Origin of the sequence: Mycobacterium pseudoshottsii JCM 15466 (genome assembly GCF_003584745.1) — a bacterium.
Classification (GTDB): domain Bacteria; phylum Actinomycetota; class Actinomycetes; order Mycobacteriales; family Mycobacteriaceae; genus Mycobacterium; species Mycobacterium marinum.
The window spans coordinates 2,738,521-2,760,276 of the sequence record NZ_AP018410.1 but is presented as its reverse complement, the minus strand read 5'-3'; the positions used below and the strand labels follow the sequence as shown (position 1 = coordinate 2,760,276).

Genomic DNA, 21,756 nt, shown 5'->3' with positions numbered 1-21,756 from the left:
TTTCATTCACCGGGAAAGAGCGGCTCAGCCGACGCGTTCCACTCCGGCGATGTTCCGCTTGCCACGGCGCAGCACTAGCCAGCGGCCGTGCAGGAAGTCCGATGTCTGCGGTACCCACTCATCGGTCTCGACCCGAATGTTGTTGACCGACACCCCACCTTCGCCGATGGTGCGCCGCGCCGCGCCCTTGCTGGCCGAAAGCCCGGTGGCCACCAGCAAATCCACGATGCCGTCCGGGGTGCCCGGTTCGAGTTCGGCGATGCTCGTCTCGCGCAGTGCCGCCCCCAGAGTCGCCTCGTCGAGCCGGCTCAACTCGCCATGGCCGAAAAGCGCTCGGCTGGCGTGCTCGACGGCCTCGGTGGCCGCCTCCCCATGCACCAGGGTGGTGAGTTCGGCCGCCAGCCGGCGTTGGGCGGCGCGCTGGTGGGGCCGCTCGGCGGTGGCCTGCTCCAGCTCGGTCAGTTCCTCGGCAACCAGGAACGTGAACCACCGCAGGTAGCGGATCACATCCGCGTCGGCGGTGTTTACGAAGTACTGGTACCAGGCGTACGGGCTGGTCATCTCGGGGTCCAGCCAAAGGCTGCCGCCGCCGGTCGATTTGCCGAACTTGGTGCCATCGGCGGCGGTCACCAGCGGGACCGTGAGGACGTGCACCGCCGCACCCGACTTTTGGCGCACCAGGCGGACTCCGGCGATGATGTTGCCCCACTGATCCGATCCGCCGATCTGCAGCGTGCAGCCGTGGCGCCGGTGCAGTTCGACGTAGTCGTTGGCCTGCAGCAGCATGTAGCTGAACTCGGTGTAGGAGATCCCCTCGCCCTCCAGCCGCCGCCGGATCGTGTCCCGATCCAGCATCACGTTCACCGAGAAGTGTTTGCCGACGTCACGCAGAAACTCGACGGTCGACATGGCGGCGGTCCATTCGAGGTTGTTCTCGACGATCGCGCCGGTGGGAGATCCGTCGAAGTCGACGAAGCGTTCCAGCTGGCCGCGGATCCGCTCGGTCCAGTTGGCCACGGTATCGGCGTCGTTGAGACTGCGCTCACCGATGTCGCGAGGGTCGCCGATCATCCCGGTGGCCCCACCCGCCAACACGATGGGACGATGGCCCGCTCGCTGAAATCGCCGCAACGCCAATAGCGGCACGAGGTGTCCGGCGTGAAGGCTTGCCGCGGTGGGGTCGAAACCGGCATAAACCGTCAGCGGCGGGCGCTGTGCGTCGGCGGCCAGCGCGTCAAGGTCGGTGGACTGGGCGATCAAGCCGCGCCAGCCCAGCTCGTCGAGGATCCCAGCTGACCCAGAAGAGTTTGAAGACATCGCGCAAGACTCTAGTCGCTGGCCCCGAGGGCGGGTGCTCGTGGACTTCGTCGATACGCCGACACCTCCGGACGGTCGGCCGACCACAACCGCCAGGGCCTGTCGGCGGCGCGGCTGACTCCCACCCGCGGCCCCGAGACCGCCGCGATCGGTTCGTGCAGCTGAAGCGTCACCGGACTGGCCGGGTCAAACAAATCAATCCCGTTGTCATCCATGGTGATCCCTAGCGCCGAACACAGGTTTCCCGGACCACGCCCGAGCGCGGCGGTGGCAACCAGCCCACCCCGGCGGGACCGGGCGACATCGGTACCGCGACCAATGGCGCACGCCCTGAGCAGCACCGCCGCGGCCGTACCGTCGGGACCACACGCGACGTTGGCGCATACGTGGATTCCGTGGCTGCGGTAAGTGTAGAGCCGACCGGGTGGACCGAACATGACGCGGTTGCGCGCACTGGGTCCGCGATAGGAATGGGCCGCCGCGTCGGGCCACGGGCCGTCGGGAACCCCGCCGTAGGCCTCGACCTCGACGATGACGCCGCACACCCCCCGCGCGGCGATGGTCGCCCCGAGCAGTCGATGTGCGGCAGGTACCGGGTCGACCAGCAGTTGCTCAGCGCTCATCGCAGCGATTGTGCCCTTCCTCTTGACAAACCCCCACTTCTAGGTCGACTATTCATCGCATGGTGACTTCAACACGCGTTGAATCGCTAACAGGTGGGTCACAGCCGGCTGTCAGCATCAAGCACCTACGGGTCATCCGCGGCAAACACTCCGCGCTGCACGACTTCTCGGTCGACATTGCGCGCGGCACCATCACCGGCCTGCTCGGGCCATCCGGGTGCGGTAAGACCACCCTGATGCGCAGCATCGTCGGCACCCAGATCGTGACGTCGGGAACCGTCACCGTGCTGGGTCATCCGGCCGGTTCTGCCGTGCTGCGCCGCCAGGTCGGATATCTGCCACAAGATCCAGCGATCTACCACGACCTGCGAATCATTGACAACGTCCGTTACTTCGCCGCCCTCTACGGCTACAACAGGCAAGCCGCCGATGATGCGATCGCGCGAGTGGGCCTGACCGATCACCGCACCGACTACTGCGCCAACCTGTCCGGCGGACAGCGAACCCGGGTGTCGCTGGCGTGCGCGCTGGTGTGCCACCCCACCTTGCTTGTCCTCGACGAACCTACGGTGGGCCTGGATCCCGTTTTGCGCGTAGATCTTTGGCAGCAGTTTGCCGAGCTAGCCCGCGCCCGAACGACATTGCTGATTTCCAGTCATGTCATGAATGAAGCCGAGCACTGCGGCGATCTGCTGCTGATGCGTGCCGGCCGCCTAGTGGCGCAGACCACCCCGACCCAACTACGGAAGGACACCGGATGCATGTCGCTGGAGGAGGCGTTTCTCTCCATGATCCGCCGCCACACCACCACGCACCAGGCCCAATAGGCCTGCGCGCCTACACCGCTACCACCACGCGAATCCTGCGTCAGCTCGCCGCCGATCACCGCAGCGTTGCGATGATCCTGCTGGTGCCGGTGCTGGTGATCACGCTGATGTATTTCATGTTCGAAAATGCCCCGCACCGCCCCGGCGCGCAAACGCCGTTCAACAACGCGTGTTTGATCCTGTTGGGCCTGTTCCCGCTATTCGTGATGTTCATCATCACCTCGATCACGATGCAGCGAGAGCGGGCATCCGGGACGTTGGAGCGGGTACTGACCACGCCGCTGCGGCGGCTGGACATGCTGGCCGGTTACGGCACAGCATTTTCGCTCGCGGCCGCGGCACAGGCCACGGTGGCTTGCATCGTCTCGTTTTGGCTGCTCGGGTTCGACACCGCGGGCAGTCCCGTGTGGGTCTTCGTAATCGCAGTCGTCAACGCCATTCTGGGAGTCGGTTTGGGATTGTTGTTCAGTGCCTTCGCCCGCACGGAGTTTCAGGCCGTGCAGTTCATCCCCTTGGTGATGGTGCCGCAGTTGCTGCTGGCCGGCATCATCGTCCCTCGTGCGGTCATGCCTACCTGGCTCGAGTGGGTCAGCAACGCCATGCCCGCAAGCTATGCTCTGGAAGCCTTGCAGCAGGTGGGAGCTCATCCCGAGCTCACCTACATCGCTCTTCGCGACATCGTCGTCGTGGTGGTTTTCGCGGTCGCATCCCTTTGCCTGGCCGCCGCAACCCTACGCCGACGGACACCCTAGCGTGGAAACGACAAACACCGGACGCCGGCGACCTGGACGCCCCACCGGCACCTCAAACACCAGGGAACACATCCTGACCTGTGCGCGAGAACTCTTTGCGCTCAATGGTCTTGACCGAACCTCGGTCCGGTCGGTGGCTGCGGCCGCCGGCGTGGATGCCGCTCTTGTGCATCACTACTACGGCACCAAACAACAGCTGTTCGCTGCCGCCATCCAAATCCCCATCGATCCGACCGTGGTGCTCGAGCAGATTGTCGAAACCCCCGTTGACGAACTCGGGCTCAAGCTGCCGTCCGTGTTACTGCCACTGTGGGATTCGGAGCTGGGCACCGGGCTCGTCTCGACCCTGCGGGCGTTGATGGCAGGCACCGAGTCGAATCTGGCGCGTTCTTTCCTGCAGGAGGTGGTGACAAGCGAAGTAGGTTCGCGAGTCGACTCCCCCACCGGAACCGGCAGGATCCGCGCCCAGTTCGTGGCCTCTCAGCTGCTGGGAGTGGTGATGGCTCGCCACATCGTCAAGATCGAGCCCTTCGCCTCACTGCCGGCCGACCAGGTCGCACAGGCCATCGCTCCCACCCTGCAGCGCCACCTCACCGGTGAGCTGCCAGAGGAGATTGCGTCATGAAACGAGCGCACTCGTCACCGATGACGCCGACGACAGCGATGAGGCTGTGGGACCGCTCGACCAACAACACCGGGCCCTCGCCCGCGCTGCAGTAGGCACCGCTTAGCCATGGGCGGCCAGGCAAAACCTACCGCCACCCAGATGCGACAGCCGACACCGGCCAGCCCGGCACACCAAAACTCTCAGCACTTCTTCTGGGCGCTCGGCGTGCCGGGCCAAGGCTGGACCAGGAACCCATGCCGCGCCGAGAACCGTTGCGGCGTTTACCTTTGCCGCGACTTTTTGACAGTCGATGTCACCGAATGCGGACACCCGACCTGGGGAACGGCACACCCCGGGCGGCCGGCTCACGACATCGGCCGTCGACCGCAACGAATTCCAGAACTGCCGGACGCTGTTACCGACGTCACTATACTAAATAGTATTCTTCGCCTATACCATCTGGTAGGTAGATATGGCTGCCGAATTGCGGATTTCCAGCCATCCCCTGGATGAAGCCGAGCACTGCGCCGATGCGTGCTGGCCGCCTAGTGGCGCACACCACCCCGAACCAAGTACGGAAGGACACTGGATGCATGTCGTTGAAGGAGGCGTATCTCTCCATGCCGATCACCGCAGCGTTGCAATGGTCCTGCCGGCACTGACCACGCCGCTGCGGCGGCTGGACATGCTGGCCGGTTTGCCGCAATTGCTGCTGGCCGGCAGCATCGTCGCTGCTGCAGTCGTGCCGACCTTGCTCGAGCGGGTTTGCAACGCCATGCCCGCAAGCTATGCTCTGGAAGCCTTGCAGCAGGTGGGAGCTCATCCCGAGCTCACCTACATCGCTCTTCGCGACATCGTCGTCGTGGTGGTTTTCGCGGTCGCATCCCTTTGCCTGGCCGCCGCAGCCCTACGCCGACGGACGCCCTAGCGTGGAAACGACAAACACCGGACGCCGGCGACCTGGACGCCCCATCGGCACGTCAAACACCAGGGAACACATCCTGACCTGTGCGCGAGAACTCTTTGCGCTCAATGGTCTTGACCGAACCTCGGTCCGGTCGGTGGCTGCGGCCGCCGGCGTGGATGCCGCTCTTGTGCATCACTACTACGGCACCAAACAACAGCTGTTCGCTGCCGCCATCCAAATCCCCATCGATCCGACTGCGGTGCTCGAGCAGATTGTCGAAACCCCCGTTGACGAACTCGGGCTCAAGCTGCCGTCCGTGTTACTGCCACTGTGGGATTCGGAGCTGGGCACCGGGCTCGTCTCGACCCTGCGGGCGTTGATGGCAGGCACCGAGTCGAATCTGGCGCGTTCTTTCCTGCAGGAGGTGGTGACAAGCGAAGTAGGTTCGCGAGTCGACTCCCCCACCGGAACCGGCAGGATCCGCGCCCAGTTCGTGGCCTCTCAGCTGCTGGGAGTGGTGATGGCTCGCCACATCGTCAAGATCGAGCCCTTCGCCTCACTGCCGGCCGACCAGGTCGCACAGGCCATCGCTCCCACCCTGCAGCGCCACCTCACCGGTGAGCTGCCAGAGGAGATTGCGTCATGAAACGAGCGCACTCGTCACCGATGACGCCGACGACAGCGATGAGGCTGTGGGACCGCTCGACCAACAACACCGGGCCCTCGCCCGCGCTGCAGTAGGCACCGCTTAGCTATGGGCGGCCAGGCAAAACCTACCGCCACCCAGATGCGACAGCCGACACCGGCCAGCCCGGCACACCAAGACTCTCAGCACTTCTTCTGGGCGCTCGGTGTGCCGGGCCGAGGCTGGACTCGAGACCGAACGCCGCGCCGCTTCTCGGCGCGGTGCTTACCCGTTGCCGCTACTTTCATACCTTTCGGTATGCATTCCTATACCATTTGGTATGCAGATGTGGCTGCCGATGGCCAGGACGAGTACCACTGGGTGGCCGCCGCTCGCGAGCGTAGAGGAGCCAACCAATGTCATTTTTGATCGCAGCACCCGAGATGCTTACGGCGGCGGCAGCGGACATCGCGACGATAGGGTCGACGATCAGCGCCGCCGATGCCATAGCGGCCGCCCCCACGACCTCGGTGCTGGCGGCCGCCGCCGACTAGGTCTCGCTAGCGATCGCTGGCCTGTTCAGCGCGCACGCCAAGCAGTATCAGGCATTCAGCGTGCAAGCGGCGACGTTCCATGAGCAACTCGTTCGCTCCCTTGCCGCCGGCGGCTTCTCCTATGCGACCGCCGAGGCCGCCAATGCATCACCGTTGGAGTTCCTGCTGGACGCCGTGAATGCACCCGCCCAAACGCTGTTCGGACGCGACCTGATCGGCAACGGTACCGACGGAGCTGCCGGTACCGGAGCGAACGGCGGAGATGGCGGGCTGCTGTGGGGCAACGGCGGCAACGGCGGGTCCGGCGCGACCGGGCAGGTCGGCGGTTCCGGCGGAGCGGCCGGGCTGATCGGCACCGGTGGCACCGGAGGGGCGGGCGGCACCGGCGCGGCCGGTGGCACCGGCGGCGCCGGCGGGTGGCTATTCGGGGACGGGGGCATCGGTGGGACCGGTGGCGCCGGCGGTTCCGGCGGCGCCGGTGGGGTGGGATTCGGCAGCGGAGGCACCGGCGGATTCGGCGGTGCCGGCGCGGCCGGCGGTACCGGCGGCGATGGTGCCCTGCTGTGGGGCAACGGCGGCGCAGGCGGGCAAGGCGGCACCGGAATAACGGGCATAAACGGGGGCTCCGCCGGCCACGGTGGTAGCGGCGGCAACGCGGTTGGGCTATTGGGCTCCGGAGGCGCAGGCGGGCAAGGCGGTACCGGTCTGGCCGGGATCGACGGCGTCAGTTCCCACGGCTCGGGGACGGCATCCACCGGCGCTGCCGGAACCAATGTGGAACATTCGACCGCGCCGCCCCCGACCGAGATCTATGGCGGTGCGGGAGGTCCGGGCGGTGGCGGCAGCCTCGACAGTCTCAACGGCGGCACCGGCGGTGCCGGCGGGAGCGCGACGGTGCACAACACCCAGAACGCAATCGGCGGCAACGGGGGTGACGGGGGTGCCGCCGGCCTCTTCGCCATCGGTGGCAACGGGGGCGACGGTGGGCGCGGGGGCGATGCGCTAAACGACTACTCCACCGTGACCGGCCCCTCCGCGACAGGCGGTAATGGAGGCGCCGGTCATGATGGCCACATCGGTGGCGGCGCCGGTGGCACTGGCGGGGCCGGCGGCAACGGCACGTCCGCCGACGGTGTGGGCCACGGCGGCAATGGTGGTATCGGCGGCAACGGAAACTCGGCCTCCAACGGCGGCGGTGATGGCGGCAACGGCGGTGCGGGCGGTACCGGCGGCCACGGTGGGCTGCTGATCGGCAACGGGGGTGCCGGCGGTATCGGTGGCACGGGAGGGTCCGGCGGAGCCGGCGCACCGGGCGGCATCGGAGGTGGCGGCGGCGGGGGCGGCATCGGCACTGCGACCAATTTGGGCATCGCTGCCGAGGGTAGGCTCGGCGGCGACGGCGGCGATACCACTACCGTCGGCGTCAATGGCGGCACCGGTGGCGTCGGCGGCAACGGCGGTAATGCCAGCTCGGTATTCGGATTCGGCGGCAACGGTGGCGCCGCCGGTACCGGTGGCGCCGGAGGTGCCGGCGGGGCCGGAGGTGCCGGCGGGGCCGGAGGTGCCGGCGGGGCCGGAGGTGCCGGCGGGGCCGGAGGTGCCGGCGGGGCCGGAGGTGCCGGCGGGGCCGGAGGTGCCGGCGGGGCTGGAGGTGCCGGCGGAACCCCCAGCGTCAGCGGCAATATCGGCGCTGTCGGAGGCGACGGCGGCGACGGCGGCGATGGCGGGGCCGCGGGCGCTGCCGGCGGCGCGGGGGGCCAGGGAGGTTTTCTCGGCAGCGCTGGTGGCTCCGGTGTTGGCGGTGCCGGGGGCGCGGCCGGCAACGGCGGTAGCGCCGGTGCCGGCGGCGACGGTGGTGTCGCGGCGGGAACCTTTGGCGTGAATGGCAGCGACGGTGCCGACGGTAACCAGGGCGCACCCGGCACCGCCGGTCAGGATGGGTAGCCGACTGGATAGGCCGACGATAGGTCGCAGCGTTGTCGCCGACGCCTAGTGCGCGTCTGACACTCCCGGCTGCCAGACGATCGGTGCGGTGCGGCCGGCAACGGCGCGACAGTCGATCCCCTACTGGACGAACTCAGAGCCCCGAATGGGTAAGCGGCACAGCCAAAGTGGGCCGATTTCGGATGTCAGCGCGCCGTCAGCTCCTCGGCGAGCATCACAATGATGCCGCTGGGACCGCGTAAGTAAGTGAGCTTATAGATGTCCTGATAGGTCGCCACGCCGCGTAGTGGACGGCATCCGTGCCTCGCGGCAATCTCGAGAGCCTGGTCGATATCGTCGACCGAGAAGGCAACCCGATGCATTCCAATCTCGTTGGGCAGCATGGGCTTCGACTCGATCACCGGTGGGTGGATGTACTCGAAGAGCTCGAGACGACCGTGCCCGTCTGGCGTCTGGAGCATCGCAATGTTGGCGTGGTTGCCATCAAGGCCGACGGCAGTGTCGGCCCATTCACCACTGACCGTGTCACGACCGACGACCGTGAGACCGAGGTCGGTGAAGAAGGAGATCGTTGCTTCGAGGTCGCGAACGGCGATGCCGACATTCTCGAGTTTGATGGCCATGCGTGGCACGCTACCGGGCCGGACCCAGCCACGAATCCTCGTCGCGTTCGTTGTGGCCGTAGGGACGTTCTCCGATAGTCACGCCCCGCCGCATTGTCGGGTTGCGACGTCAGCCCGCCGGCGAATCTGTCGGTAAGCCCGCTGCCGTGAAGCGAGCGTGCTCATCGTCGGTGACGTCGCGGGCCTGATCGATCAGCAAGACCGGAATGTCGTCGTCGATCCGATATGCGCGCCGTAGCCGCGGGTTGTAGAGCAGCCGGCCCCGTTCGCCGTCCTCGACGAGCAGCAGCGGACCCCGGTCGGCCGGGCATACCAGGATCTTGAGCAGCTTCTCGTCAAGCATCGGCGGGCGCCTCGCCGCTGAGTTCGGCACGTACCGCCGGCGTCAACCGCCGGAACTCGCTGGTGTCGGCATCGAAATACCACGCCTGGCGTCCCGGCTTGGGAAGCCCGGCCGCCCGCAGGGCGCTGACCGTTGGACGGTAAGTCGCGCTGAGCGAGAGCGTCGGCACCACGTGCACGAGGTCGGGGCCCAGGCCGATCGGCATGCCGGCCACGGCATCGGTCAGATCGGCTCCCGTGATGGTCGCGCCCGGGCGCAGTGTCACTGCCAATACCGCGAGCTGATGCTCGCCGACCGAGACTTCGTAGGTGACCGCAAGGTCGACGGCGTCGATGAGGCCGAGCGCGTCGGTGACGGGTTCGGCATAGATCATCCCGCGCGCGGTGCGCGCCACCGAGCCGCGCCGGCCCACCAGCCAGAAGTCTCCGTCCTCGTCGCGGCGGAACAGGTATTCGGTGGATATCCAGGTGTCGGCGGGGGCAAAAACCCCGCGTTTGACCGAGGCCGTCGGATCGATGGGCCCTCTGGATTGGGCCAGCAGCACCCCGACCTGGTTTGCCTCGGCGATCTGCACGAAGCCACGCTCGTTCTCCAGAATCAGGTCGTGTTCGGCATCGTAGGCACCGAGCTCAACACGTCCGGCCCCGGGCAACGGCCGACCTTTGCTGCCGATCTTGGCGCCGGACACGTTGGCCAGCACCGCCTGTCCGTCGGTAGTAGCAAAGAATTCGACGACGTGAGCGGGTGCGAACGTCTCGACGACGCGCTCCCAGAGTCCGGTCGGCATCCCAGAGCCGATGAACAGCCGCACCGGGTGGTTACCGTGCAACGCAAACTCGGGATTGTCGACCACGTCACGCAGCATCGCCCAGGTGTAGGACACCACCGTCACGCCGTATCGCCGCACTTCGTTGAGGAACCGATCGGGCCGCAATCCGCGGGACAGTGCAATGCGGGCGCCTCCAACAACCGCACCGCCCAAGCTGACCAGCAGCGCGGACTCGTGGTGCAGCGGCGTCAACGCATAGACCGTGTCCTTGCGGTCCAGCGAGGCCGTGGAAGCGGTTCCAAAAGCCGACACCGCCCAGCGATAGTTGGTGATCTGCTTCGCCACCAGCTCACCGCCGATTCCGCTGAACGCGATAAAGGCCAGATCCCTTGCTAGACCAGGGTTCTGCCGATACCAGGCGGGCAGTTCGACGGCGTCCGGGTCGATCTGTTCCATGTCGATGACGTCGGTGTCCTCGGGCAGGTCCAGATCGCGCGCCTCGCCACCGCCCAGCACCAATATCTGCCCCGGCAGTTGCCGCGCAGCAGCGAGATTGGTTGGGTCAGCCAAGATCTCGGTCGCTCCCCCGAGCCGAACCTGGGCGGCCAGGTCGACGTCCTGGCGCATCAGCACCGCCACCGCCCCCAACCGGGACAGCGCCGCGATCGCGACCAGGGCGCTGGGCCGTGTCTCCATCAGCACGCCCACCCGGTCACCTTGTCGCACACCGACTTCGATCAGACCCCGAACGACGTTGTTGATGCGCCGGTTCACGGCCTCGTAGGTGTGCACGCGATCGTCGAACAACAGGAATTCGCCCTGCCGTGCGTCACGTGCTTGCTCATCGATGATGCGGCCCAGCGAAATTCGGGTGTGGTCATTGAGTTGGCCCAGTCGAGCCAGGCGCGGCAGCGTGCGGACCGTTTCGACGGCCAGGGTGCGTACCGATCTATTGGCCGCAAAGACCGCCTCAGCCGCACCGCGAGCCACGGCCAGCGCCGCCTCCGAGACCTCCCCGAGGCCGTGCGCGACGCGGGAGCTGAACGCGACACCGCTGTCGGTGTGTTCGGCCGGCTGCTCGACCATCAGGCTGATGTTGGCCGGCTTGTCTGCGTCGCGAGACAGCCAATTCACCCAGTCAGCGACGGTCGGCCAGCTCTGCTGGGCAGCCCTGGATCCCACGACGAGGCCGAAATGGCCCGTCCGGATCAGGCATTCGTAGACATCGGTGTTGGGTGCCGCGCGCCGGATACCGCGCACCGACGCCGGCTGCCCGATGTCGTCGACTTCGCCGACGAACGCCAGTACCGGGCAGGTGATATCGGTGAGTGTCACCATCTGCCCGTTGATGGCGAAACCACCGGTCATCATTCGGTTGTGCGCAATGAACTGCTTGAGCAGCTCCGAGATCGCCGGACCCGACCAGGCGATCCACCCCTCGCGCTCGAGGAATTTGCGCTGCTGCTCGCGCGGCAGCAGCGCTTCACGGTCGTGCAGCTGACGCACGAAATCCACCCGGGCCTTGGCGGTCTTGAGCGGGTCCATCATCTGAAAACCGGCGCGCGCCATCCAACTTGGGATATCCAGCCGGTTGAAGACGTGATCGGCCATGAAGTCTGCGATGGCGGCCCCATAGTTGGCCGGAATGCCCATCGGCAGAGCCGCCAAGGTGTCCACCGGGGAGCCGAACGCCACGATGCTGGCGATGTTCTTGGAACGCCGATACGCGGCGGCCTGATAGCAGAACATGCCCCCTTGCGAATACCCGACGATGTGCACGTCGCTGCCGGTGGTGTCCTTGACCGTGTCGATGACTTCACTGAGCGCCACGATATGGTCGGCGAGGTTGCGGCGCATGCCGCCCTCGACTTTGTCGGGTGAGCCGAAGTCGATGACCCAGGGGTCCAGTCCCCGGGCATGCAAGATTCCGACGGCGCCTTCTTCTCGGGTGACGTCCCACATGTCGGCCGACATCATCATCGGGTGCACCATCAACACCGGCGGTCCGACCGGCGGCTGACCCGGCCGGTTGTCCGGCGGAAAGTATCGTCGCAGCTTGTACATGGGTACGCTCTCGACGATCTGCGAAGGCGATGGGACGCTGCCCGTTTCCAGGCCTCCCAGCCGTAGCACTTCCAAACCATTCTGGGCGGTGGCCACCAGACGCTCGACCGGACGTGTGACCATCGACAAATTGAGATCCACCACTGCTCCTGAGTGCTCCCTGCATAGGCCTTAGGCGTGGCCATCATGGCACATACGCGCGCTGCGCGGTTTTGGTCACGCTGTTTGTCGGCCGAAAGACCCCGCAGACCCCGTCCCGGCGGTGCCGGACACACGTGCGCGGATCCGGGTCAGGCAACGCCCTGTCTGGCGAATATTCGGTAGGCCAGATCGGCAACCTCCTGGGCACATCCCCAGGAGAGGCTGATGCCGGCGCCACCATGACCGTAGTTGTGCACGATCCGAGTGCCGCGCTGGGCTTCCAGCCGCACTCCGTCGCGGCGGAAGGGGCGCAACCCGACCCGTACCGGATGAATCACGTCTGGTGCAGCGCTGCGCAATGCCGGCAAGAACTCGACGCAGCGATCGAACATCATGCGCAACGGCGGATAGTCAGCCAGGTTCAATTCGGTGTGGTATCGGTCCGGCTCGACGAGCCCGCCCAGCACCAGCTGATCCGATCCGCGAGGCGCGATCGAGATCAGGTTCTGCTGGTCGGTAGCGGCATCGTTTGCCACCACGTGAGCTGCGGTTACCCGCGAGGTCGCGGTACGTTCCTGCAGCACCCGCAGCAGCGCGCCGCGGTGCGGAACCACGGTCGTGTCCTCGGCCAGCTCTCGCGCGCCCAGTCCCGCGCAGTTGATGATCAATTCGGCACGATATTCGGTCAGCAGCCGATTTTCCTGATTGATCAGCGGGCCGAAGATCCGTCGGCGGTCGACGCAGACGCCCGCATTCTTGGCCTCGCGAGCAAGCCAGGCCAGATACCAGTCGGTATCAATGGTGGGTGCCAGGTAGGAATAGACGTCGATCACACCGGAGTCCCGGTTGACGCCGTGCCTATCGATCAGCGCCGGGTCGTGGACGAACCCGGGGACAAATCGCTTCACCTCGGACATCTTCGCGAACTCGATCGGGTCGTCCTCGATGCGGCGGCCGAAGTAGTACACCGCCGGCCTCAGGCCCACCCCGGTACCCGGATCCGAGGCGAGCTGGGTGAAGCGCAGGTAGGAACGCATCGCCCAACCCGCGTATCGAGCCAATACCGCCTGGTCGTGGTAGCGGCCGCACCGCGACGGCGGCCACTCCCACATCGCCCCGGACGCCGAGGACACCGCGTCAATGCCGAACCCGTCGGCCGCGACGACGACCTGCCAACCCCGCTTGGCCAGCACCATCGCGGTGGTCCATCCGCTCACACCGGCCCCGATGACCACGACCCGTGGCCGGTCCCCGGGCGTCATGACCACACCCGCTTCGCGTTGGCACAACGCACCGACCCAGTGGGGCCGGCATTTGTCTGGTGGCACCTTCGGTCCACAACACGATTCACGACATTCTCTTTCCTGCATCAAGTGCCGCGAACACGCGGCGTCGGACCTGGACAGCGGCGAACGCTGACCGGTCAGCGGCGAGAGATGCAGTTCCGGGCCAGGATGCTCCGGCCCGTAACGGTCATGACAAGGCGAATGGACCCAGGCGATCCCGGCGGCCCTCGGGTGGCCGAGAACACCGTTACAGCCAGCCAAGCGACCAGCGCGACCTCGGTCACCAGGACGCCCGGTCCAACCGCGCCGGTTATCCAGCCGTGCTGTATCGCGTCGGGGCAAGCTTGCGCCTGCCGCACGCAGTGGCAATCGCGGGCGGCCCGCACACCGGGCGATCCAGCAAACAGTTGACCGGACGCGGCGATCAGGTTTGGCAGTGCCCGACCAGCGGCACTCTCGGCCTGTCGCCCGTGGCGCGCAATGAGGCTCCCGAGCAACCAAACGACGGCGACCGCGGCGATCAGGTAACGCGGCCACGGTTTCAGGAGAGTCCTCTCAAAGCACATGGCAGCGATCAGACTAGCACCCCTAGGGGGTATATCCCAGCACGAAATCGGCCAGCCCGGACTAGCGCGGCAGCATGCCCCGAATACGAGCTGTTGACGTGGTTCTTTCGAGCGAACACCGGAGGCGCCACGGCGCGGCGCCACAACTCGGCTATACCAAGTACCCGTACTGGGTATAACGGGAAGGCGGCCGCTCCCCCGTCGCCACCGCCGAGCATCCCTTCGACCTAGTCACCCAACCACCCCGACGCAACAGGTCGCCGTCTCGGCGAAGAAGCGACGTTCACTCCCCCACCCACACCCATCGGTCGGCGTGTCGCGCAAGACCCACCCAGCAAATCTCCGACGACCGCCTTCTCGGCGAGCACATCCCCCGGTCGGCGGGGAGACCGATGTTGGGTCGGCGACCGAACGCACGCCACCGGCATCCTCGCCGGTAGTTTTGGGCCGGTGGCACACCTACTCGGGGCCGAGTGCGTACACCTGGCATATCCGACTCAGGTGATATTCGACTCGGTGACATTGGGCATCAACGATGGCGCACGCATCGGGATCGTCGGTCGAAATGGGGACGGCAAGTCCAGTCTGCTGGGGCTGCTCACTGGAGAGCTGCAACCGGACTCCGGCCGGGTGACCCGCCGCAGTGGCTTGCGTATCGGCGCGGTCAGCCAAAGCGACACCCTGGACCCGAGCCATACCGTCGGTTGGACACTTGTCGGGGACCAGCCCGAACACCAGTGGGCCGGCAATGCGCGCATCCGCGAGGTGGTCAGCGGCCTGGTATCCGACATTGGCTGGCACGCCAAGGTTGGCACGCTCAGCGGCGGCCAGCGCCGGCGTGTGCAGCTGGCCCGCCTCCTGATCGGCGACTGGGATGTGATCGCCCTGGACGAGCCCACCAACCACCTCGACATCGAAGGAATCACCTGGCTGGCCAGCCACCTCCAACAACGCTGGGCGCGCAACACCGGCGGACTGCTACTGGTCACCCACGACCGCTGGTTTCTCGACGAGATCGCCACCACCACCTGGGAAGTTCACGACGGAATCGTGGAGCCCTTTGAAGGCGGTTACGCGGCCTACGTGCTGCAGCGAGTGGAACGCGACCGGCTGGCGGCCACGGCCGAAGCCAAGCGGCAGAACCTGATGCGCAAAGAGTTGGCCTGGTTGCGGCGCGGCCCGCCAGCGCGAACCTCTAAACCGAAGTTCCGGATCGAGGCCGCAAATCAACTGATCGCCGACGTGCCGCCGCTGCGCAACACCGTCGAACTGGCCAAGCTCGCCACCGCCAGGCTGGGCAAGGACGTCATCGATCTACTCGACGTGTCGGTATCCTACGGTGACCGCCCGGTGCTGCGTGAGGTCGAGTGGCGGATCGGCCCGGGTGAGCGCACCGGCATCGTCGGCGCCAACGGCGCCGGAAAATCCACCCTGCTGGGGCTGATCGCCGGGACCATCCAACCCGACTCGGGTCGCGTCAAGCGCGGCAAGACCGTCCGGCTCGCCGTGCTTGATCAGCAGGGCGACGCGCTGGCCTCGGCCGCCGAAGACCGGATCGCCGATGTGTTGGGCCGGCTGCGCGCCGACTACCAGGTCGACGGGCGCGAAGTCACCCCGACACAGTTGCTGGAGCGCCTGGGCTTCGCCAAGGGGCAACTGTCCGCGCGAGTCAGCGAACTCTCCGGCGGGCAGCGGCGGCGGTTGCAGCTGATGCTCACCCTGCTGTCGGAACCCAACGTGCTACTTCTCGACGAGCCGACCAACGACGTCGACACCGACATGCTGACCGCCGCCGAGGACCTACTCGACTCCTGGGCCGGCACCATGATCGTCGTCTCGCACGACCGCTATCTGCTCGAACGAGTCACCGATCAGCAGTACGCGATCCTGGACGGCCAGCTGCGCCATCTGCCGGGCGGCATCGACGAATACCTGCAACTCGCGGCACGTCCGGCGGCCAAGGCCAGCCAGGAACCGGCCGCGCCAGCACAGGCGATGTCGGGCGCTCAGCGCCGGGCCGCCGAGAAAGAGTTGACCGCACTCGACCGCCAACTCGCCCGTCTGGCCGAACGCATCGCGGCAAAGCACACCGAGCTCGCCGAATACGACCAGTCCGATCACGTCGGGATCACCGAGCTGACCCAGCAGTTGCGGGCGCTCGAAGACGAGGTTGTCGCGACCGAGGAGCGTTGGCTCAAACTCTCCGAGACACTTGAATGAGCACCTACCGGACGGTGCCTTACCGTCCCGGGGAGGCACTGTTGGCGCTATATCGGCGCCGTGGCGCATTCATCGACGCGGGAGTCGGGCGCCACGGTTTCGTCTATCTGCTGGGCCCCGAGGCGAACAGGTTCGTGTTCGCCAATGCCGACGCGTTCAGCTGGCGCGAGACGTTCGAGAGCCTGGTGCCCGTCGATGGACCGACCGCACTGATCGTCAGCGACGGCGAGGATCACCGCCGTCGCCGCAGCATCGTGGCGCCCGGACTGCGGCACCGAAGCGTGCAGGACTATGTCGCCACCATGGTGTCCACCATCGACAACGTCATCGACAGCTGGCGGCCAGGGCAACCACTGGACATTTACCAGGAGTTTCGTTGCGCGGTGCGCCGCAGCACGACCGAGAGCCTGTTCGGCCCACGGCTGGCCTCCCATTCGGACTATCTGGGCCGACAACTGCAGCCTCTGATCGACCTGACCCACCGGTTGCCCCAGGTGATGCAACTACAGCAGCGGCTCAACTCACCGGGTTGGCGGCGCGCGATGGCCGCGCGCACCCGCATCGACGAACTGATCGATGCCGAAATCGCCAACGCTCGCGCGGAGCCCAGCCCCGACGACCGCATGCTGACCGCACTGATCAACGGCCGTTCCGAAGAAGGCTGCGCGTTGAGCGACAACGAGATTCGCGACTCCATCGTTTCGCTCATCGCGGCCGGCTACGAGACCACCAGCGGAGCGCTGGCGTGGGCCACCTACACCTTGCTCACGTTGCCCGGCGCCTGGGAGACGGCGGCCCGCGAGGTTGCCCGGGTGCTCGGCGGCACCGCGCCCAGCGCCGAGACCCTCGGCGCTCTCACCTACCTGAATGGCGTTGTGCACGAAACGCTTCGGCTCTACTCACCGGGAGTGGTCTCGGCGCGCCGGCTGATCCGCGACCTCTGGTTCGACGGGCACCGGATCAACTCGGGACGGCTGCTGATCTTCAGCGCATACGTAACCCATCGAATCCCCGAAGTATGGCCGAATCCCACACAGTTTCTCCCGCAGCGCTGGGATCCCGCCGCACCGGACTACCGCAAGCCCGCACCTCATGAGTTCATCCCGTTCAGCGGCGGACTGCACCGCTGTATCGGGGCGGTGATGGCCACCACCGAGCTGGTGGTGCTGCTCGCCCGGCTAGTCGCGCGCACCAGGCTTAGGTTGCCCGCTCAACGCATCCGCGCGGCCAATTTTGCGGCGCTGGCCCCCAAACCGGGCTTGAGAGTCGAATTCGTCGACTCAGTGCCAGCGCAGTAACACCAGCTCCGCGCAGAATCCGGGGCCCATGGCCAGCATCAGACCCGGGCTGCCGCTGGGCGGAACTTTGGCGATGGTGTCGCGCAGAATGTGCAACACCGACGCCGAGGAAAGGTTGCCGATTTCGCCCAATGAGCGCCACGTCAGCTCGAGGGCATCCGAGGGCAACCCGAGGCTGTTGGCGATCGCGTCGAGGACCTTGGGACCGCCCGGGTGACTCACCCATGCACCGATGTCGTTCTTGGTCAGATCGTGCATGGCCAAGAAGGCATCAACGTCGTCTGGCAGGTATTCCTCGATCAGATTCGTCAATTCCGGAGCCAGCCTCAGCTGCAGCCCGTGAGACCCAACATCCCAGCCCATGATGTCCAGCGACTCCGGGTACAGGCGGCTGCGCGAGTCGAGGATGTCAGGGCCGCCGGCACGAATCTGTTCCGCACGCCGGTCGCCGACGGCGACCACGGCCGCTGCGCCGTCGCCAAACAACGCCGTCCCCACGATGCCCGATACGGTGGGTTTGACGGCCGGATAAGTGAGCGAGCACAACTCGACAGCGATCAACACCGCGACGCCGTCGGGCGCACCCCGCAGGTAGTCATGCAGGCGCGCCACCCCGGCCGCACCCGCCACACACCCCAGGCCGAAAAGCGGCATCCGGCGTACGTCGGGGCGAAGTCCGAGGCGGCCGGCAATCCGGGCATCCAGCGACGGGACCGCGACTCCGGTGACCGTCGTGGTGATGATCAGGTCGATGTCCTGAGGCGTCAATCCCGCCTCGTCAAGCGCGCCCATCAGGGCCTCAATGCCAAGATCCACGGCTTTTTCGATGAAGATCTCGTTTGCATCGCCGAAGTCGGTCAGCGCCGGGTATTGCTCGATCGGCAAAACAAATTGGCGGCTGTTGACCTTCGCCGCGGCATGCATGCGCCGAACAATCTCTTCATGTTCCTGCAGACCGGGGAACTCGAGAAACGACTCGGTGATCTCACTTTGGCTATAACGATGCGGTGGTAACGCACCAAACACACCTGCGATAACGCTCATTGCTCTGCCCTCAATTACTTATCGGCCAGCCCACCCGTAGCGATACTGAAGTTTAGGCGGATCTTCGGGGTCTCGCAAAGTCGCACGTATTCAACACATGTCACATATGCGACCAGTAATGCCGGCGTAATCTGTGCTGTGCAGCGCAAATTCGTCAGTCAGGGTCGTCGTCTTCGGAGTCGAGCGCCATCGCAACAAGCGCCTCAGGACTCAGCGAGTCGATGACATCGTCGCTGACAGCTGCATCGGGTGCCGGGCTTTCGTCCTGGCCGGCCAACAGCAATAACTTGTCCAGCATTCCGCTTCGCCTGAGCTCACGAACGGGAATGGTTCCCAGGACCGACCAGATCTTGTCGTCGTCTGATTCTTCGTGATTGCCACCGGACAGCTGTTCATCAAGGTGCCGGGCCAGCGCCATTGGCGTCGGATAGTCAAAAATGATGGTTCGCGACAGCGCTAAGCCGGTTACGGCACGCAACCGATTGCGCAGTTCCACCCCGGTCATCGACTCAAACCCAAGATCTTGGAAGGCACGTTCCGCGTCGATCTGGTGGCTGTTCGAGTGGCCGGTGGCGATCGCCGCGTGTAGGCACACCAGATCAACCAGTTGACGAAAGCGCTCCTTGGAATCCACGCTGTCCAAACGCGGCCGCAGCCCTGACTCGTCGCTGCTATCGGCCTTCCTGCCAGCGCCTTCACCTAGCCAAAACCGCTGCCGCGCGAAGCTATATGTGGGCAGAGTAACCGTCCGGGCGCGCAGACCGGCGAACGCCGCCCGCCAGTCCAGGTCCGCACCGTCGACGTACAACTGGCCCATCGCGGTGAGTAGTGATTCGACTTCCGGACGACCCTTGGCCAGCAACGCAACTGATGTGCCCAGGCCGGCGCTCGGCCCGGTTTCGAGGAATGTCGCGGCGCCCAATGATTCGGCCAAGGCCACGCCGTCGGCGAACCGGACGGGTTTGCGCACATGCTCGACCCAGTAGCTGGCGGTTCCGTATCCCGCCGCAGCCAGCTGCCCAGTCATGTTGGACACCAGGGCAATCCGCGGCTCGTGGGCGACGATACCGCTGATCGTGGCGCCGAACTGCGCCATCATCGGCTCCATCAATGCCGAATGGAATGCATGTGAGACCGCCAACCGGTGCGCCCGACAACCCTGGCCCGTCAGCCGATCCGCTACCACGGCTGTCGCGGCCTCCGGGCCCGAAATCACCACCGAATCCGGCCCGTTGACCGCGGCGATGCTGACGCCTTCCTCCAGCATCGGCGCCACCTGTGCCGCGCTGGCCGCTACCGCCACCATCACCCCGCCGGGCGGCAGCTGCGCCATCAACCGACCCCGCGCCGACACCAGTCGCGCCGCGTCCGTCAGCGATAGCACCCCGGCCACGTGAGCCGCCGAGATCTCTCCGACCAAATGGCCCATGACGAGATCGGCGACCACGCGGCAGGCCTGCAACAACGCAGCCAACGCGACTTCCAGGGCGAATAGCGCGGGTTGAGCGAATTCGGTGCCCTCGAGCAGCGACGCATCCGCACCCCAGATCACTTCTCGCCACGGAAGGCGAAGGTGTTCGTCCAACGCGTCAGCCACCGTGTCAAAAGCCTTGGCGAACGCGGGGAACCGGCCATAGAGATCCCGTCCCATGCCCAACCACTGCGCCCCCTGTCCCGGGAAGACCAGAACGGTCTTGCCCCCCGAGCCGGCACGTCCGGCAACCAGGTTGACCCCCGGTTCGCCTGAGGCTAAGGCCGCTAACCCCGCCATGAACCCACCGCGATCACCGCCCACCAGCACCGCCCGATGCTCGAACACGGACCGCGTCGACAGCAGCGACCAGCCGACATCGGCCACATCGATCGAGGGCAGCTCGGCCACCCACGCAGCCAACCGCTGCGCCTGCCCCGCCAACGCCGCCCGAGAACGCGCCGAAACCAGCCACGGCACGGTCGCTTCCGTACCGTCGGGGTCCGCCACGGCCTCTTGCGGGATCGGAGCCTGTTGCACGATCACATGCGCATTGGTGCCGCCCATGCCGAACGACGACACCCCGGCCCGGCGGGGCCCGGCTCCGCGCGGCCAAGGTGTGAGTGTGGTACTGACATGCAGGCCATGGCTTTCCATGTCTGTCCCGGCGCTGTCGCCAACGTAGTTGAGACTGGCCGGTATTGCGCCATTCTCTAGCGAGAGCACCGTCTTGATCAGGCCCGCGGCTCCGGCGGCAGCGCCGGTGTGGCCGATATTGGACTTCACCGAACCCAGCCACACCGGGGTCTCGCGTGTGGCAAAGACCTCGCTCAGCGCCTGGGCCTCTGTGGTGTCGCCGATTCGCGTGCCGGTTCCATGTGCCTCGATGTAGTCGATCTGGTTGGGATCGACGCCGGCGCTGGCCATCGCCCGCCGCATTACGTCGGCTTCCGCGGCGGCCGAGGGAGCTGCCAGTCCACCCGCCGTGTGCCCAGCGCTGCCCACGGCGGCGCCCAGAATTACTGCGCGGATACTGTTTCCGTCCTCGAGCGCGGCGCGCAATGGCTTGAGCAGCACCAGGCCGCCACCCTCGCTGCGCACGTAGCCGTCGGCTCGTGCGTCGAATGCGTAGGTGCGGCCAGAGGCCGACACAGCTCCGAACTCTGTTTCCAGCCGGCCGGTTTCGCTCGCCAAGTTGAGGTGAATGCCGCCCGCGATCGCCATCGTGGCATCACCTGCGCCGCGCAGGTATTCGCGGGCCAGGTGCACCGCGACCAGCGAGGACGATTGGCCACAATCGACGGTCATGCTGGGACCGTGCAGGGCGAAACCGTAGGAAACCCGGTTGGCGATCAGCCCCCGACTGGCCCCGGCGAACGAGTAGTGATCGAGCTTGTCCGGGGCCTGGTCCAGCGTCAGCAACGCATAGTCGTCGTTCATTGCCCCGAGGTAGACGGCGATGGGCTCGCCGCGCACGGATTCCGCAACGATGCGGGCGTCTTCGAATAGTTCCCATGCCAGTTCCAGGGCGAGTCGCTGCCGTGGGTCCATCGCCGCCGCCTCGCGCGGTGACACATTGAAAAATTCGGCATCGAAGTCGCCGACATGGTCAATGGGTTTGGCGACTTCGTGCCCCTCAGACACCAGTTCCCAGAACTCACCGGGGTTGGCCGCACCGGGAAACCTGCATGCCACTCCGATGATCGCCAAAGCCGATGCGAACTCTTGATCGCCGTCGCCATGCTGCCGGCGCAGACTCGTCGCCCGCGACATCA

At 66.2% G+C, this 21,756-nt stretch carries 15 protein-coding genes and 2 pseudogenes; 8 read left to right on the top strand and 9 right to left on the bottom strand.

All coding sequences use genetic code 11. The annotated features are described in order from the left end of the window. Window positions 1-24 precede the first annotated feature (24 nt). Both tyrS and MPSD_RS12480 read right to left on the bottom strand, forming a co-directional pair. Window positions 25-1,317: a tyrosine--tRNA ligase gene (gene tyrS / locus MPSD_RS12485; protein ID WP_020787630.1), complete on the bottom strand. Its 1,293-nt coding sequence runs from the start codon at window positions 1,315-1,317 to the stop codon at window positions 25-27. 11 nt (window positions 1,318-1,328) lie between these two features. Further along, window positions 1,329-1,940, bottom strand: a complete 612-nt coding sequence (locus MPSD_RS12480; protein ID WP_015355943.1) for a DNA-3-methyladenine glycosylase — start codon at window positions 1,938-1,940, stop codon at window positions 1,329-1,331. A 59-nt stretch (window positions 1,941-1,999) separates the two neighbouring features. Here MPSD_RS12480 and MPSD_RS12475 point away from each other — a divergent pair, with 59 nt between their 5' ends. The 6 genes and pseudogenes from MPSD_RS12475 to MPSD_RS30240 all read left to right on the top strand — a co-directional run bounded on the left by MPSD_RS12475 (window position 2,000) and on the right by MPSD_RS30240 (window position 8,156). After that, complete coding sequence (locus MPSD_RS12475; protein WP_020787631.1) at window positions 2,000-2,767, top strand: ABC transporter ATP-binding protein; 768 nt, start codon at window positions 2,000-2,002, stop codon at window positions 2,765-2,767. Window positions 2,768-2,769: 2 nt separating this feature from the next. After that, window positions 2,770-3,519, top strand: a complete 750-nt coding sequence (locus MPSD_RS12470) for an ABC transporter permease (protein ID WP_232022877.1) — start codon at window positions 2,770-2,772, stop codon at window positions 3,517-3,519. A gap of 1 nt (window position 3,520) precedes the next feature. Further along, the gene (locus MPSD_RS12465; protein ID WP_119571727.1) at window positions 3,521-4,144 is read left to right on the top strand and encodes a TetR/AcrR family transcriptional regulator; all 624 of its coding nucleotides are present in this window, start codon (window positions 3,521-3,523) and stop codon (window positions 4,142-4,144) included. A 670-nt stretch (window positions 4,145-4,814) separates the two neighbouring features. Then, window positions 4,815-5,054: pseudogene (locus MPSD_RS12460) on the top strand (antibiotic resistance ABC transporter efflux protein); the annotation flags it as partial. A 1-nt stretch (window position 5,055) separates the two neighbouring features. Next, on the top strand, window positions 5,056-5,679 hold the full coding sequence (locus MPSD_RS12455) for a TetR/AcrR family transcriptional regulator (RefSeq protein WP_036426655.1): 624 nt from the start codon (window positions 5,056-5,058) through the stop codon (window positions 5,677-5,679). A gap of 395 nt (window positions 5,680-6,074) precedes the next feature. Continuing rightward, window positions 6,075-8,156 (top strand): annotated as a pseudogene (locus MPSD_RS30240) (PE family protein). A 185-nt stretch (window positions 8,157-8,341) separates the two neighbouring features. On the opposite strand, the gene MPSD_RS12445 reads toward MPSD_RS30240, so the two are convergent. The 5 genes from MPSD_RS12445 to lpqS all read right to left on the bottom strand — a co-directional run bounded on the left by MPSD_RS12445 (window position 8,342) and on the right by lpqS (window position 13,948). Continuing rightward, window positions 8,342-8,779, bottom strand: a complete 438-nt coding sequence (locus MPSD_RS12445) for a VOC family protein (protein ID WP_015355946.1) — start codon at window positions 8,777-8,779, stop codon at window positions 8,342-8,344. A gap of 109 nt (window positions 8,780-8,888) precedes the next feature. Further along, complete coding sequence (locus tag MPSD_RS12440; RefSeq protein ID WP_011739775.1) at window positions 8,889-9,122, bottom strand: Trm112 family protein; 234 nt, start codon at window positions 9,120-9,122, stop codon at window positions 8,889-8,891. After that, entirely contained in the window at window positions 9,115-12,099 is a 2,985-nt protein-coding gene (locus tag MPSD_RS12435; protein ID WP_086085345.1) for an acyl-CoA synthetase, read from the bottom strand. Before MPSD_RS12435 ends, MPSD_RS12440 begins: the two co-directional genes overlap by 8 nt. Window positions 12,100-12,245: 146 nt before the next feature. Continuing rightward, window positions 12,246-13,358 carry an FAD-dependent oxidoreductase gene (locus MPSD_RS12430; protein ID WP_086085346.1) on the bottom strand — a complete coding sequence of 371 codons (1,113 nt, stop codon included), beginning with the start codon at window positions 13,356-13,358 and terminating at the stop codon, window positions 12,246-12,248. 161 nt (window positions 13,359-13,519) lie between these two features. Beyond that, window positions 13,520-13,948 (bottom strand): putative copper homeostasis (lipo)protein LpqS, encoded by a 429-nt coding sequence (lpqS, locus tag MPSD_RS31040; RefSeq protein WP_036426656.1) that lies wholly within the window; start codon window positions 13,946-13,948, stop codon window positions 13,520-13,522. 450 nt (window positions 13,949-14,398) lie between these two features. On the opposite strand from lpqS, the gene MPSD_RS12420 reads away from it, so the two are divergent. Further along, window positions 14,399-16,168 carry an ABC-F family ATP-binding cassette domain-containing protein gene (locus MPSD_RS12420; RefSeq protein WP_086085347.1) on the top strand — a complete coding sequence of 590 codons (1,770 nt, stop codon included), beginning with the start codon at window positions 14,399-14,401 and terminating at the stop codon, window positions 16,166-16,168. Between the two features lie 14 nt (window positions 16,169-16,182). Beyond that, on the top strand, window positions 16,183-17,466 hold the full coding sequence (locus MPSD_RS12415) for a cytochrome P450 (protein ID WP_086085350.1): 1,284 nt from the start codon (window positions 16,183-16,185) through the stop codon (window positions 17,464-17,466). Here the strand turns inward: MPSD_RS12415 and MPSD_RS12410 are convergent. After that, window positions 17,449-18,510 (bottom strand): type III polyketide synthase, encoded by a 1,062-nt coding sequence (locus MPSD_RS12410; protein ID WP_015355952.1) that lies wholly within the window; start codon window positions 18,508-18,510, stop codon window positions 17,449-17,451. The genes MPSD_RS12415 and MPSD_RS12410 overlap by 18 nt on opposite strands. A 154-nt stretch (window positions 18,511-18,664) precedes the next feature. Next, window positions 18,665-21,754 carry a type I polyketide synthase gene (locus MPSD_RS12405; protein ID WP_086085351.1) on the bottom strand — a complete coding sequence of 1,030 codons (3,090 nt, stop codon included), beginning with the start codon at window positions 21,752-21,754 and terminating at the stop codon, window positions 18,665-18,667. Between the last annotated feature and the right edge of the window lie 2 nt (window positions 21,755-21,756).